Annotated in this window: 12 protein-coding genes; 4 read left to right on the forward strand and 8 right to left on the reverse strand. The window is 23.5% G+C overall.

From position 1 onward, the window contains the following. Positions 1–164 precede the first annotated feature (164 nt). The 4 genes from rpsL to tuf all read left to right on the forward strand — a co-directional run bounded on the left by rpsL (position 165) and on the right by tuf (position 4,558). Entirely contained in the window at positions 165–584 is a 420-nt protein-coding gene (gene rpsL / locus FEF22_RS00810) for a 30S ribosomal protein S12 (RefSeq protein ID WP_138107971.1), read from the forward strand. Positions 585–650: 66 nt separating this feature from the next. Next, positions 651–1,130 carry a 30S ribosomal protein S7 gene (rpsG, locus tag FEF22_RS00815; RefSeq protein WP_138107972.1) on the forward strand — a complete coding sequence of 160 codons (480 nt, stop codon included), beginning with the start codon at positions 651–653 and terminating at the stop codon, positions 1,128–1,130. A 56-nt stretch (positions 1,131–1,186) separates the two neighbouring features. After that, entirely contained in the window at positions 1,187–3,250 is a 2,064-nt protein-coding gene (fusA, locus tag FEF22_RS00820) for an elongation factor G (protein ID WP_138107973.1), read from the forward strand. Positions 3,251–3,367: 117 nt separating this feature from the next. After that, positions 3,368–4,558 carry an elongation factor Tu gene (gene tuf, locus FEF22_RS00825; RefSeq protein WP_138107974.1) on the forward strand — a complete coding sequence of 397 codons (1,191 nt, stop codon included), beginning with the start codon at positions 3,368–3,370 and terminating at the stop codon, positions 4,556–4,558. Positions 4,559–4,644: 86 nt separating this feature from the next. On the opposite strand, the gene thrS is transcribed toward tuf, so the two are convergent. The 8 genes from thrS to asnS all read right to left on the reverse strand — a co-directional run bounded on the left by thrS (position 4,645) and on the right by asnS (position 15,146). Beyond that, positions 4,645–6,570 (reverse strand): threonine--tRNA ligase, encoded by a 1,926-nt coding sequence (gene thrS, locus FEF22_RS00830; protein WP_138107975.1) that lies wholly within the window; start codon positions 6,568–6,570, stop codon positions 4,645–4,647. Positions 6,571–6,676: 106 nt separating this feature from the next. Further along, entirely contained in the window at positions 6,677–8,056 is a 1,380-nt protein-coding gene (mnmE, locus tag FEF22_RS00835; RefSeq protein ID WP_138107976.1) for a tRNA uridine-5-carboxymethylaminomethyl(34) synthesis GTPase MnmE, read from the reverse strand. After that, on the reverse strand, positions 8,043–9,032 hold the full coding sequence (locus FEF22_RS00840; RefSeq protein WP_308699400.1) for a DHH family phosphoesterase: 990 nt from the start codon (positions 9,030–9,032) through the stop codon (positions 8,043–8,045). The genes mnmE and FEF22_RS00840 overlap by 14 nt, the downstream gene beginning before the upstream one ends. A gap of 88 nt (positions 9,033–9,120) precedes the next feature. After that, the gene (locus FEF22_RS00845) at positions 9,121–10,719 is read right to left on the reverse strand and encodes an extracellular solute-binding protein (protein WP_210352267.1); all 1,599 of its coding nucleotides are present in this window, start codon (positions 10,717–10,719) and stop codon (positions 9,121–9,123) included. Then, a complete protein-coding gene (locus FEF22_RS00850) occupies positions 10,703–11,473 on the reverse strand; it encodes a carbohydrate ABC transporter permease (RefSeq protein WP_246833695.1) in 771 nt (256 codons plus the stop codon). Before FEF22_RS00850 ends, FEF22_RS00845 begins: the two co-directional genes overlap by 17 nt. 154 nt (positions 11,474–11,627) lie before the next feature. Further along, entirely contained in the window at positions 11,628–12,566 is a 939-nt protein-coding gene (locus tag FEF22_RS00855) for a carbohydrate ABC transporter permease (protein WP_138107979.1), read from the reverse strand. A 2-nt stretch (positions 12,567–12,568) separates the two neighbouring features. Continuing rightward, the gene (locus FEF22_RS00860) at positions 12,569–13,684 is read right to left on the reverse strand and encodes an ABC transporter ATP-binding protein (protein WP_138107980.1); all 1,116 of its coding nucleotides are present in this window, start codon (positions 13,682–13,684) and stop codon (positions 12,569–12,571) included. A 46-nt stretch (positions 13,685–13,730) separates the two neighbouring features. After that, positions 13,731–15,146 carry an asparagine--tRNA ligase gene (gene asnS, locus FEF22_RS00865; RefSeq protein ID WP_138107981.1) on the reverse strand — a complete coding sequence of 472 codons (1,416 nt, stop codon included), beginning with the start codon at positions 15,144–15,146 and terminating at the stop codon, positions 13,731–13,733. Between the last annotated feature and the right edge of the window lie 238 nt (positions 15,147–15,384).

Consider the following 15,384-nt stretch of genomic DNA (forward strand, 5'->3'; position numbering starts at 1 on the left):
AAAATTTTAAAAAAAATTAAATAAAATTATTTTAATCAAAATCAAATGAATAAATAATACAAACATTGATTTTTTTTACAAAAAAAGATATAATTAGTTGTCTGCAATTTTATACTAAAATTAAAAAATAATTATCAAAATAATCTATAAAAGAGGTTCATTAAATGCCTACTATTTCACAATTAACAAGAAAAAAAAGAACTGCTAAAAACTTTAAATCAAAATCTCCAGCGTTAAGATATAGCTTTAATAGCTTGCAAAAAAAAAATAAACAATATAATTCTCCGCAAAAAGCTGGTGTTTGTATTAAAGTTTCTACTTTAACTCCTAAAAAACCTAATTCTGCCTTAAGAAAAGTAGCTAGAGTGAGATTAAGCAACAAAACAGAAGTAACAGCTTATATTCCTGGAATAGGTCATTCTTTACAAGAACACAGTGTTGTTTTAGTAAGAGGTGGGAGAACAAAAGATTTACCAGGAGTAAGATATCAAATAATCAGAGGAGCTCGTGACGCAACTGGAGTAAATAATAGAAAACAAAGTCGTTCAAGATATGGTGCTAAAAAAACCATTAATCAAAAATAAAAAAATAATTAATCTAAAAAATTAAATTTACAATTCTAAAAGAAAGTTAAAATAAGGTAAAATTTTATGTCTCGTAAAAAAAGTGTTTATAAAAGAGATATATCTTCAGATACTGTTTATAATTCCCAAATAATATCAAAAACAATAAACGCCATTATGAAAGATGGTAAAAAAAGCATTGCTAGAACTATTTTATATAGTGCTCTAAAAAAAGTAAAAAAAGCAACAAACCAAGAGGCTATAGATGTTTTTAACAAAGCTTTAAATAATATTATGCCCATTTTAGAAGTACGTAATCGTGCAATAGGAAGTCAAAATTATCAAATTCCTTCAGAAGTTCTTCCTAAAAGACGTCAATCATTAGGATTAAGATGGTTAATTCAATGCGCTAAAAAACGTAATGAAAAAACTATGATAGAAAAACTAGCTAAAGAAATTATAGATGCTTCTTTAGGAACTGGATTATCAATAAAGAAAAAAGAAGATATGCATCGTATGGCTGAAGCTAATAAAGCTTTTGCGTATTATCGTTACTCTTCTTCTTAATTTAATAATTTTTATGTACAACAATAATATATTAACAAGGAGATTTTATTATTATTATGGGACGAGAAAAACAATTAGAAAAAATACGTAATATTGGTATTATGGCTCATATTGATGCTGGTAAAACAACTACAACAGAAAGAATTTTATTTCATGCAGGTAAAATTCACAAAATAGGAGAAACTCATGATGGTGATTCACAAATGGATTGGATGGAACAAGAACAAGAAAGAGGAATCACAATAACATCAGCTGCTACAACTATTTTTTGGAAAAACAATAAAATAAATGTTATAGATACTCCAGGACATGTGGACTTCACAGTTGAAGTTTCTCGTTCTTTAAGAGTATTAGATTCTGCCATAGCAATTATTGATGCACAAGCAGGAGTAGAACCACAAACTGAAACTGTTTGGAGACAAGCTACAGAATATAAAGTTCCAAGAATTGTTTTTGTTAATAAAATGGATAAAATAGGTGCTGATTTTGATTACGCCATAAAAACTTTGAAAGAAAAATTAGGAATAAAAGTTGCTGCTATTCAATGGCCTATAGGAAAAGAAAATAACTTTACAGGAATTATTGATCTTTTAGAATTGACAGCATATGAATATGATGGTTCGCCAACTGAAAATAATAAAAAAATTGATATTCCAGAAAATTTAAAACAAATAGCTTTTCAAAAAAGAAAAGAATTAATCGAATTACTGTCTGAATTTGATGATAATTTAATGGATATGTTTTTAGAAAATAAAGAAATAAATTCTGATATATTAAAAAAAGTGATCAGAAAAGCAACAATTGAAGTTAATTTTTTTCCTGTTTTATGCGGTTCTTCTTTTAAAAACAAAGGAGTTCTTAAAATTCTGGATGCAATGATAGATTACTTACCTTCTCCTTTAGATATTCCACCAATAGAAGGTTTAGACGAACAAAATGAAAAATTAGTTCGTACGCCTTTGGATGAAAATTTTACTGCTTTAGCTTTTAAAATTATGACAGATCCTTTCGTAGGTAGATTAACTTTTTTAAGAATTTACTCTGGAAAGATAAAAACAGGAACTTATGTCAAAAATACAACTAAAAACATTAGAGAACGAGTTGGACGTATTTTGCAAATGCATGCGAACACAAGACAAGAAATAAAAGAAGCTAATGCAGGAGATATAGTTGCAATTATAGGTTTAAAAAACACAAACACAGGAAATACTTTAACATTAGAAGATGATTTTATAGTTTTAGAATCTATGAATTTTCCAGAACCAGTTATTGAAATAGCAGTGGAACCTAAAACTAAAATAGATCAAGATAAAATATCTGTTGCTTTAGGAAAATTATCTGAAGAAGATCCTACATTTAAAGTACATATAAACCACGAAACTGGTCAAACAATTATAGCTGGAATGGGCGAATTACATTTAGATATAATTTTGGACCGTTTAAAAAGAGAATTTAAAGTACAAGCAAATGTTGCTGAACCTCAAGTTTCTTACAGAGAAACTTTAACGAAAGTTACAGAAACAGAAGGCAAATTTATAAGACAATCGGGTGGTAGAGGACAATACGGACATGTTATTATTCGTTTCGAACCTAATCAAGCAAAAGGATTCGAATTTGTAAACAAAATTGTAGGAGGAGTAGTTCCAAGAGAATATATTCCTGCAGTTAAAAAAGGTCTTGAAGAATCTTTGCCTAATGGTATTATAGCTGGATATCCTTTAATAGATTTAAAAGCAACTTTATTAGATGGTTCTTATCATGATGTAGATTCTTCTGAAATAGCATTTAAAATAGCTGCTTCTTTATCTTTAAAAGAAACTAAAAATAGTGGCGGCATTGTTCTTTTAGAACCAATAATGAATGTAGAAATAATAACACCTAATGATTATGTAGGTAATGTTATTGGTGATTTAATTTCTAGAAGAGGGAAAATCGAAAATCAAGAAAATCGCAATAATAGCTTTTATATTAAAGCTTTAGTTCCTTTATCTGAAATGTTTGGTTATGCTACCAATTTAAGATCAAATACACAAGGTAGAGCTAGTTTTATAATGCAATTCTTTAATTATGAAAAAACACCTAAAAACATTACTGAAAAGATAATTAAAGAAAGAAATTAAAATTTTCAAAAATAATTTATTATTTCTTTATAATTATTAATTTTAATATTTTTAATATTTTTAATAGATTAATTACAAAATAAATAAAAAACATAAATAATCAAAGGAGGCCTTAAAATGGCTGTTGTATTTAAAAGAAAAAAACCACATGTAAATATAGGAACAATAGGACACGTAGATCATGGAAAAACTACATTAACTTCAGCAATAACACATTATTTGTCATTGCAAGGTTTAGCAGAAAAACAAGATTACGAACAAATAGATAAAGCTCCTGAAGAAAAAAAACGTGGTATAACTATTAACGCTACGCATGTTGAATATGAAACACAAAATAGACATTATGCTCATGTAGATTGTCCTGGACATTCTGAATTTATAAAAAATATGATTACAGGTGCTGCACAAATGGATTCAAGTATTTTAGTTGTTTCCGCAGCTGACGGAGTTATGCCGCAAACAAAAGAACATATTTTATTAGCAAAACAAGTAGGAGTTCCTAAAATATTAGTTTTTTTAAACAAATGTGATTTAGTAGATGATGAAGAACTTTTAAATTTAATAGAAATGGATATCAAAGATATTTTAAAAGAAAATAAATTTGATTATGAAAATGTACCAATCATTAGAGGTTCAGCTTTAAAAGCTATTCAAGGCGATGAAAAATATGTTAAAAGTATAGAACAATTACTTAATGCTTTAGATCAATATATTCAAGAACCAGTTCGAGAAATTAACAAACCTTTTTTATTACCTATAGAAGATGTTTTCACTATTACAGGTAGAGGAACAGTAGCTACAGGACGTGTTGAAAGAGGACAAGTAAAAGTTGGAGATAGCGTAGAAATAGTAGGAATAAAAGAAACTAAACAAGCTGTTGTCACTGGATTAGAAATGTTCCGTAAAAGTTTAGATGAAAATGGAGCTTTAGCGGGAGACAATATAGGTGTTTTATTACGTGGTATTTCACGTGAACAAATGGAACGCGGACAAGTTTTAGTAAAAGTAGGTTCTATTAAACCTTATTCTAAATTTACAGCTCAAATGTACGTTCTTACTGCTAAAGAAGGCGGTAGAACAACTTCATTTACTAATAATTATAGACCACAATTTTACGTAAGAACAACTGATGTAACAGGTATTATACAAATAAAAGATCCTAATATTCAACTAGTAATGCCTGGAGATTTAGTTGAAATAACAGTTACTTTAATACACCCAATAGCTTTAGAAAAAGGCACTAAATTTGCTGTTCGAGAAGGCGGTAAAACTGTAGGAGCTGGAACAGTAATCGATATTATAGAATAATATAACATAACACAAAATTTTTCATATATCATTATTAAAGATAAAAAATAAAAAATCATAAAAAACTAAAATTTTTTATGATTTTTTTACTTTTTATCTTTAATTTTGTTTTCAAAAATATTAATAAATTCTTCGATTGAAACATTTTTAGAAAATTTACTTCCATATTCTCTAAAAGTCAAATTATTATTTAAAAACTCTTTTTCTCCTATAACAATTTGATAAGGTATTTTATTTTTTTGAGATTCTCTTATTTTATAACTTAAACTATTATCTCTATCGTTTATTTCTGTACGGAAATTTTTTGTTTTCAATATTTTTTCAATATTTTGAGTATATTTTAAATATTTAATATTATTTATAGGAATTAAAACAACTTGAATAGGAGCTAACCATAAGGGAAAAAATCCCTTATTTTTTTCTATCAAAAAAGCCATAAATCTTTCTAAAGTAGAAATAATAGCTCTATGAATCAAAATAGGATTATATTCTTTATTATCCGAACCAACATAAGTTAAATTAAATTTTTTAGGCAACAAAAAATCTAATTGAATGGTGGACAAAGTTTCTTCATTATTTAAAGCAGTTAAAACTTGAATATCTATTTTAGGGCCATAAAACGCAGCATCACCTACACTTTCTTTATAAGGAATTTTTAATTCTGTTAAAATATTTTTCAAAATAGATTCAGATTTTTGCCAAATTATTTCATTATCAAAATACTTTTTTTTATTATTGATATCTCTAGTACTTAAATTAAAATAATATTCTGTAATATTAAAATCTTTATAAACTTCCAAAATAAAATTAATAATTTTGATAATTTCATTTTCAATTTGATTTTCTGTAATAAAAATATGAGCATCATTTAAAGTCATTGCTCTAGTTCTTTGTAATCCTGAAACAGCGCCTGAATGTTCATAACGATGCATAATACCTAATTCAGCTATCTTAAAAGGCAAATCTTTATAACTACGTAATTTTTTTTTAAAAATCATCATATGATGAGGACAATTCATAGGTCTTAACACTATTTCTTCATCATTTTGTAGTTTCATAATAGGGAACATATTTTCTTTATACAATTTTAAATGACCAGATGTTTTATATAAATCAATGTTAGCTAAAACAGGAGTATAAACATGTTGATATTTATATTCTAATTCTTTATCAACAATATATCTTTCTATAATGCGTCTAATAGTTGCTCCTTTAGGCATCCACAAGGGAAAACCCAAACCAACATCTGACGTTAACATAAAAAATTCTTGTTCTTTGTTTATATTTTTATGATCTTTTTGCTTTCTTTCTTCTAATAATTTTAAATAATTTTTTAAATCTTTAGAATTAAAAAAAGAAATTCCATAAATTCTAGTTAATTTTTTATTTAATGAATTTCCTTTAAAATAAGAACCAGATATTTTTAAAAGTTTAAAATTTTGAATAATATTAGTATTTATAAGATGAATGCCTCGACAAAGATCAAAAAATTCTCCTTGAGAATAAATACTAACTTGCGATTCTTTAATTTCATCTAATATTTGTGTTTTATAATAATTATCTTTAAACAAATCGTAAGCTTTTTTTATATTTATTTCTTTACGAATAATTTCTAATTTCTCTTTTGAAATTAAATGCATCATTTTTTCTATTTCGATTAAAGAATTTTCAGAAATATTATAATCTAAAAAATCAATATCATAATAAAAACCTTCTTTTATAGTGGGACCAATATTTAATAGAGATTTAGGAAAAATCCTTTTAATCGCTTGTGCTAATAAATGAGCAGTGCTATGATTTAAAATTTCTATACTTCTTTTATCTTTAATAGTTAAAATTTCTAAAAAACCATTTTGATTTAATTTTCTATTCAATTCTATTAAATCATTATTAAATAAAGCTGCTATAGGTTTTGAATCCAAATTAAAATAATTTTGCCTTATTATTTCTATAGAAGTAATTCCGCAGGGAAAAGATTGAATTAAATTTTTATTTAATTTAATGTTAATCATAATAATATATTTTTTTATATTAACCTTTTCAATTATATTATTTAAATTTATTTTTTTAAAATTATTTATTTTAAAACTTAAGAATAAATATTTTTAATAAAAAAAATTATTTTCCTAAACAAAATTTAGAAAATAATTCGTTAATTAAAGAATCTTTTGTATTAGAACCTAAAATTTCACCTAAAGATTCATAAGCTTCTTTTAAATAAATAGTATACATATCAATAGGAATTAATGGATGATTAAGGTTTTTTTCCATCATTATTAAAGAATTTAAAGCTATTTTTACTTGTTTAATATGCCTAGCATTAGACAAATAATTAAAATCCTTATTTTGTAATTTGTTTAATTTAAACATTTTTAAAATATTTTCTTTTAAAAAATTAATCCCTTTTTTTGTAATATTAGAAATCAAAATAACTTTTTCATTTAAAGAAGGAATATTTAATTTATTAGGTAAATCTGATTTACTACCGATCAAAATTCTAAAATGTTTTTTAGTTAATTTTAATAAAAATTCATCATCTTTTTCTAATTCATTACTTTGATCTAATACCAATAAAACCAACTCAGTATCCTTTAAAATATGTTTAGCTTTTTGAATTCCTATTTTTTCTAAATAATCTTGCGTCTCTCTAATGCCAGCTGTATCAATTAAATTCAAATTAATACCACCAATATTTACTTGTTCTGAAACAAAATCCCTTGTTGTTCCAGCTATATCAGAAACAATAGCTCTTTCTTCATTTAATAAAATATTTAATAAACTTGATTTTCCAACATTAGGTTTACCCAAAATTAAAGTTTTAATACCATTTTTGATAAAAGTATTTTTTACAGAACAATTTAAAATATTTTTAATTTTATCAATTAAAATTTTTGTTCTAAATAAAATTTTTTTATTAGTAACGATAGGAATATCATCATATTCAGGATAATCGATATTAACTTCTATTTCGCCTAATAAAGATAAAATATCTTGTTGCAATTCAGAAACTAATTTAAAAGTATTTTTTTGTAATCCAAACTGAGCTAATTTTAAAGCATTTTCATTTTGAGCATGAATTAAATCCATAATTGATTCTGCTTGAGTCAAATCTATTTTATTATTTAAAAAAGCTCTTTTACTAAATTCGCCAGGTTGAGCCAATCTTATTCCTAAAGATAAAACCCTTTCTAATAATAATTGAGATATCAAAATACCTCCATGACCATTAATTTCTATAATATCCTCACCAGTAAAAGAATTAGGTTTTTTAAAAATAGAAATTAAAACTTCATCTAAAATATCTCCTTTTTCATCTAAGATAAAACCATTATGAATAGTATGAGATAATTCTTTTAATAAATTTTTTTTTTTGCTATTTTTAAATTTAAATATTTTACAAATTTTTTTAATCGCTTCAGGCCCGCTAATTCTTATAATAGAAATACTTCCGGTACCTAAAGGAGTTGAAATAGCTGCAATAGTATCATTTAAAAACATTTTTTGACCTCAAAAATTTATTATTATTTTTTTTTAAATAATCACTGATAGACTTTTGCAATAATATTATAATTTTATCAACTTCTTCTTTTGTTTTAACAATTACACCACAAGCTCTAAAATGTCCTCCACCACCAAATTTATTAGCTATATCATCTATTTTAGGTCCTAAAGAACGAATACTTAATTTCCAATTACCGTTAGATAGTTGAATAATAAAAGCCCAAACAGGATAATTTTCAACATTATTCAAAACATTAACTATTGAAAAAGCTTTTTCAATAGTTAAATTAAATTTTTCCACTTCAGAAATAGTAGTCTTAAAATAAATAAATCCTTTTTCAGCTATAAAATTATTTAAAACATATCCTTGATATCTTAAAATATTTAAACTTTGAATATTAATTTTTTTATCTATTTCAAAAATATTTATTCCATAACTTAACAATTCAGAAGCAATTCTTAAAGTTTTTTCATTAACTCTTTCAAAACGAAAATTACCAGTATCAGTAACCATTCCAACATATAAAGGTAATGCGCCTTTTCTAGTTATTTTAAAATCATTTTTTTCTTTAAAAGAATAAATCATTTCAGAACAAGAAGAAAAAGAACTATCTACCCATTGATGATCTCCAAAATTTTCAATCAATAAATGATGATCTATTCTAATAATCTTTTTCCCTAATTTATATCTCAAATCACTAATAACATTGCTTTGTCCACAATCAACAACAAAAACTAAAGCATTTTTATAAAAATTATCATTAATTATATCCATTTTTCCTAAAAAAGATAAATTATTATTAACTTCGCCAACAGAATAAACTTTTTTTTCAGGATAATTTGTTTCTATTATGTTTTTTAATCCTAATTGTGAGCCATAACTATCTCCATCAGGATTTTTATGACTATGGATTATAATAGTATCAAATAATTCAATATATTTTCGAATAAATTTCATTTTATTTTTTAACATTTTCCTTCTCTTTATAATTAAAATTTTTTTTAATTTTGTTTATATGTGTGAAAAAAAATAAAAAAAATTCAAAAAATCAATAAATTTACTAATTAGTTATCATCCTCCTATAAGCTTCATGAAATAAATAATCTACTCTCTTTGATAATTCATATTCTTTCAATTCAAGAGTTAAAATTTCTAAAAATAATTCATTTATAACATTTCTAAAAAAACTAGAATTTTCAAAAACAGGATTAGTAAAAAAACCAATATTATCTTGAGAATTAGCAACCGGTAAAGCAAAATCTATTAGAAATTTATTTTTTAACAATTCAATTCCCAATTCATTTACTTTTTCTTTATTATTTAAATTATTATGAATATCTTCTTTTAATTTTTTTATATAAGAATTTATTTCTTCTTTTTTTTCGTTAAAAAATTTCAAAACATCTTTTCGAACTATAATCAAACCACCTTTTTCTTCAATGATTTTATTATAAGTTTGTTCAGATATTAAATGTTTCAAAAATAACCAAGACGCTAACATTTCATCTTGATCTTTAGAATAAAATAAATTTACATTTGAACCTTGTAAAAGATTTTTAAAATGTGGTTCAGAATTAAATTTAGGAATAAAAGTCACTTCTATATTAAAATTAGGACTATAAATTGAATCTATTCTTCTAGTTGAAGTCATAAATAAACCAACTTTTTGTTCAACAAATAAATCTCTACTATTTTTTTCACCACTTAAACTAGAAGTAACCATATATCCTTTATCAAAAAAATTAGTTTTAAAATGTTTCATAATATTTTTATTTTTTTCATTTTTAAAATAATCTTCTATTTCGGTTCTATTAGAAGGATATTTAACAACACTAGAACCATTATTAGAAGAAAAAAATAAATTTGCTTCACTATCAACTAAAAGAGGAACAAAATCTTGATCTTTTTTAATATTTTTCATTTTTTGACAAATTTTTTCCATTTTATCCCAAGTTAATCCAGAATTATAAGAAATATTCCCTTTTTCATCTATTAATGAATTTAATTCATCATCATCATGCAATTCTGATTTAACTTGTTTCATAATATCACTATTATAAAAAAGAACATCAATTGATTTCAAAAAAGGAACATAATAAAAATTTTCACCTTTATAATCAGTTCTTTTTAAATTAATAGCATTCAAAGCAAAAGGAAAAAATTGTTCTTTATAAGAAGAAATGTAATCCTGATCATTATTCATAAAAATATTTAAAGGAATTACTTTATTAGATTTAGAATAAAACTCTATATGATCAGGATAAGAACATACTAAATGTGGTTGTTTATCTACAGACAAAGCATTTGAAACATTTTTATAAATTTGCCCCCAATTTCCTTTTTCTGAATCTAAAACTTCAATATTAGGGTATTCATATTCAAATTTTTGAATTATTTTTTTTAAAATTTCATGTTCTTTATTAGAAAAATTATGCCAAAAAACAATCTTTGTTTTCTTATTTTTATTTTCGAAATATTTTTTTTGTTTTTGTTTGTTATTGAAATTATCAGAAACATAATGTTCTAATTCATTATATTTTTCAACAAAATTAACAGTTTTTGATATTGTTAAAAAATTAAAAAAAATAACAATAAAAATAGTTATAATAAAAAACAAAATAACAATAAAAATATTTCTTTTATTATCCTTTAATGCCACTTCTTTGATCTCCAGAGACAATATATTTTTTAAAATAAATAAAAATAAAAAATAAAGGTAAATTAATCAAAACAGAAGCAGCCATTTGAATATTAACAGCATCAATACCAGTTTCAGAATCAAATACCTTCCTCATCATATTAGTCAACAACTGAGCTCCAACTAATTCTGGCCAAGCATAAGCGGTCCATGCAGATACTATTCTAAAAATCAAAATTAAAATAATAGTAGGCTTTGTTAAAGGTACTAAAATTTTCCATAAATATTGCCAATCTGTTATACCATCTATTTTAGAAGTATAATATAATTCTTTAGGAACGCGTTCAAAACTTTTAATCAATAAAAAAACATGAACAACATTAACCAAATAAGGAAAAATCATAGCATAATCTGTACCAAAAATAATATTATTTCCCTTACCTGTGTCAATCCAATTCAAACTTGAAACAGTTCTATAATTTGGCAAAACTAAAGTTTCACTAGTCATCATTAAACACAAAAATAAAAGAATCATGATAACTTTTTTATATCTAAAATTTAAAATATTTAAAGCAAATGAAGTTAAAATACAACATAAAGTACCTAATAAACTGGAAAAAAAACACATTCTAAAAGTATTAATAAAATATTTAGAAAAATTAAAAGCAGTAAAGAAAGCTTTTTTATAATTAGAGAAATGTATTCCGTACTTAGGCCAAAATAATGCATTGTTTTGCGCAATATCATCTATATTTTTAAAAGATGTCACAATCATTAAATAAAAAGGGAAAATAAAAAATATAGAAAAAACAATTAACAGTAAATATTGAAAAAATTTTGAATAATTAAATATTTTAATTTTCATTTTTATATTAGAAAAAATTTTTTTTATAAAAAACAATTTATTTTTGCTCATTTTTAATACCTTATTAATCAATTCTTTTTTTCGAAAAATAAAAACTGATAGTCGTACACAAAATAGAAATTAACAATAATATTACAGCAGCGGCTGCTCCTTTAGAATAAGAATCAACGCTTGAACTATATAATTGACTATATATATAACCTACAATAGTTTGTATTTTATAATTTGTTTGCTTACCAAACAAACCTACTACAGATTCATATTCTTTAAAAAGAGATAACATCTCTATAATAAATTGATAAAAAATAATAGGCATTATCAAAGGTAAAGTAATTTTAGAAAAAATGCGCCATCTAGAAGTTCCATCTATTTTTGCAGAATTATAATAAGATTTATTAATATCTTGCAAAGCTAAAACAAAAACAAAAACTTTAAAAGATAATCTAGTCCAAACGTTATAAAAAATTAAAGCAAACATTTTATTTCCATAAGAAGCTGAAGCATTTACCCAATTTTGAGATTTAATTCCAAATAAATTCAAAAAACTATTAAACAAACCATCAGGTTTATCAGAAATAAAAGTAAAATTATAATAAAAAAAAACACTAAAAACCATTCCCATAACAACAGTATTAGACAAAAAAGGTAAAAAAAATACGGTTTTAAATGTATTTTTTAAAAAAACATTTTTTAAACTATTTAAAGATAAAGCTATTAACAAAGCCAAAGACAAAGAAATAGGAACTGAAAATAAAACTAATATTAAAGTATTTAATAATGCAAATCTAAATTCATAATCATTAAAAACATTTTTATAATTTACAAAACTAAACAAATTAGTTATTGATAAACTAAAAATATCATTAAATTTATCATAATGCTTATTAAAAGAAATAATAATTGTTTTAGTTAAAGGATAAAAAGTAAAAACAAATAAAACAATTAAAGAAGGAGCCAAATAAAACCAATGTTTATTATTTTTATAACCTATAATTTCAAACATTTTTAAACAATCCTATTACCATTAATTTTATCAAAAATAAACAATTTATTCTCTAAAATATTAAATCTAAATTTATTTTTTTTAACTTTTTCAAAATTTAATAAAGAAGAAATGTGGTTAGGAATAATAATTTGAAAATTTTTATGAACAGAATTAATATTTCTAGCTAATAAAATCAATTCTCTACCAATGTTTTCTGTAGTTATTGCTTCTACCTCTAAAACTCCATTTTCTGATAAAACATATCCTTCAGGTCTAATTGCGACATATACTTCTTTTATAACATTATTATTTTTAAATTCCAAATTTTTAAATTTTTTATTAGAAAAAATAATACTATCCCCAATGTAAATTTTACCATTTAATATTTTTCCATTAAAAACAGAAATAAAAGGAACGCCTAAAAAAGAAGCTACAAATAAATTATTTGGTTCATCATAAATTTTTTTAGGAACATTGCTTTGTTGAATACATCCTTTATTCATTACATAAATATAATCACTAATAGACATGGCTTCTTCATGATCATGAGTTACTAAAATGGCAGTTATTTTAGTTTTTTGCTGAATTCTTCTAATTTCTTCTCTCATTTTTAAACGTAATCTAGTATCTAAATTAGACAAAGGTTCATCTAATAATAATATTTTTGATTTTTTAATCAAAGCCCTTGCTAAAGCAACCCTTTGTTGTTGACCTCCTGAACTTTCAGAAGGTTTTTTATCTAAATATTCTTCAATAGAACATAAAACAGAAATTCTTTCTACTTCTTTCTGTATTTCAGAAATAGGCATTTTCATATTTTGTAAAGGAAACATAATATTTTGTCTTACAGTCATATGAGGATATAAAGAATAATTTTGAAACACTAACCCAATTCCTCTTTTTTCAGGAGGTAAATTAGTTACATCTTTATCATCAAAAAAAATTTTCCCTTCAGAAACATTCATTAATCCTGCAATCATATAAAGAATAGTGGATTTTCCACAACCAGAAGGTCCTAAAAGAGTAACTAATTTACCCGTAGGTATATCTAAATTAATTTTATTCGCAGCATAATATTTTTGTTTATTTTTACCATTGATAAAAATTTTTGAAACATTCTTTAACTTAATAGCCATAATAAATTCCTTAATTATTTTTACTTAAAGTTGAATTGAAATGAAATTAAAAAAGAGCATTTTTAGGAGTTCTAGGAAAAGCAATAACATCTTTAATATTATCTAAGCCTGTTAAATAAACTAAAAATCTTTCTAATCCCATACCAAATCCAGAATGAACGCAACTACCAAATCTACGAAGATCTAAATACCATTGCAATTCTTTAAAAGAAATATTAAATTCTTTCATTTTTTCCTTTAAAACTTCTAATTTTTCTTCTCTTTGCGATCCACCAATTAATTCTCCAACTTTGGGAAATAACAAATCCATAGCAGCTACAGTCTCATTGTCTAAATTATTTTTCATATAAAAAGCTTTTATTTTTTTAGGCCAATCAATGACAAAAATCGGTTGTTTAAAATAAACTTCTGTTAAAAATTTTTCATGTTCTAATGATAAATCTTCTCCATAAACAGGTTTTTTTTCAAAATTTATTTTACTATCCAATAAAATTTGAATAGCTTTTTTATATTTAATTTGTAAAAATTTTGGCAAATAAGCAGTTTCTTCTAATTTATTTATTAAATTATTTTCTTGTGTCTGTTCTAAAAATTCTAAATCTTTTTTATTATTTTTTAAACAAAATTTAATAACATATTGTATTAAATTTTGAGCAACAATCATATTTTGTTGCAAATCTAAAAAAGCCATTTCAGGTTCTATCATCCAAAATTCAGAAATATGTCTTGGAGTATTAGAATTTTCAGCTCTAAATGTAGGCCCAAAAGTATAAATTTTACTAAAAGCCATAGCAAAAGCCTCACCTTCTAATTGTCCAGTTACAGTCAAAAAAGTAGGTTGAGCAAAAAAATCTTTCTTAAAATTAACTGTTTTATCATCATTTAAAGTTATTTTAGATAAATCTAAAGTAGTAACTTTAAACAATTCTCCAGCTCCTTCTCCATCGCTAGAAGTAATAATAGGAGTATGGGCATACAAAAAACCTTCTTTTTGAAAAAATTCATGAATAGAAAAAGAAACTGAATTTCTTATTCTAAAAACAGCACCAAATAATTTAGTTCTTAACCTTAAATGAGCTACCTGACGTAAAAAAGACTTAGAATGATTTTTAGGCTGAATAGGATAATCAGTAATGTTTTTTTCAAAAAAAATTATCTTAGAAGATAATAGTTCAAAATTATTTTTAATTTTAACGTTAGATACTAAAACACCTTCTGCACAAATAGCTGAACCAATTTGTAAATTTTCTTTCATTTTTTTTAAATCAATTTCATTTTTATAATTGTTTTTATAAACAACTTGTAAATCTTCTATAAAAGAACCATCATTCAAATCAATAAAAAATATATTTTTTTGAAAACGACAATTTTTAATCCAACCATTAACACGAATTTTTTCTTCTTTATTTTTTAAATAATCATATTTAAAATTAATTTCTTTAACAGAATACAATAAACACATAATTTTATTAAAAATTCACTCTCTTTAAACATATTTAAAAATAGAAAAAATATAATTTTTTAATTTAAAAAAATCAAAAAATTAATATATTGACAAAAAAATTCATAAAATAATAAAAATTTAAAAACAATAATTAATTATATTTTTATTTTATTGGAAAAAAATAAAAAAATTCAAAATTTATAATTCACAAAAATAATAACAAAATATAAATATTATAAACATAAAAATTTAAATA

The sequence above is a fragment of the Texas Phoenix palm phytoplasma genome, assembly GCF_005774685.2.
Taxonomy (GTDB): domain Bacteria; phylum Bacillota_I; class Bacilli_A; order Acholeplasmatales; family Acholeplasmataceae; genus Phytoplasma.

Bases quoted from the DNA above. Each gene is read 5' to 3' on its own strand.
- rpsL (WP_138107971.1), top strand. From the start codon at position 165: ATGCCTACTATTTCACAATTAACAAGAAAAAAAAGAACTGCTAAAAAC.
- rpsG (WP_138107972.1), top strand. From the start codon at position 651: ATGTCTCGTAAAAAAAGTGTTTATAAAAGAGATATATCTTCAGATACT.
- fusA (WP_138107973.1), top strand. From the start codon at position 1,187: ATGGGACGAGAAAAACAATTAGAAAAAATACGTAATATTGGTATTATG.
- tuf (WP_138107974.1), top strand. From the start codon at position 3,368: ATGGCTGTTGTATTTAAAAGAAAAAAACCACATGTAAATATAGGAACA.
- thrS (WP_138107975.1), bottom strand. From the start codon at position 6,570: ATGATTAACATTAAATTAAATAAAAATTTAATTCAATCTTTTCCCTGC.
- mnmE (WP_138107976.1), bottom strand. From the start codon at position 8,056: ATGTTTTTAAATGATACTATTGCAGCTATTTCAACTCCTTTAGGTACC.
- FEF22_RS00840 (WP_308699400.1), bottom strand. From the start codon at position 9,032: ATGTTAAAAAATAAAATGAAATTTATTCGAAAATATATTGAATTATTT.
- FEF22_RS00850 (WP_246833695.1), bottom strand. From the start codon at position 11,473: ATGATTGTGACATCTTTTAAAAATATAGATGATATTGCGCAAAACAAT.
- FEF22_RS00855 (WP_138107979.1), bottom strand. From the start codon at position 12,566: ATGTTTGAAATTATAGGTTATAAAAATAATAAACATTGGTTTTATTTG.
- FEF22_RS00860 (WP_138107980.1), bottom strand. From the start codon at position 13,684: ATGGCTATTAAGTTAAAGAATGTTTCAAAAATTTTTATCAATGGTAAA.
- asnS (WP_138107981.1), bottom strand. From the start codon at position 15,146: ATGTGTTTATTGTATTCTGTTAAAGAAATTAATTTTAAATATGATTAT.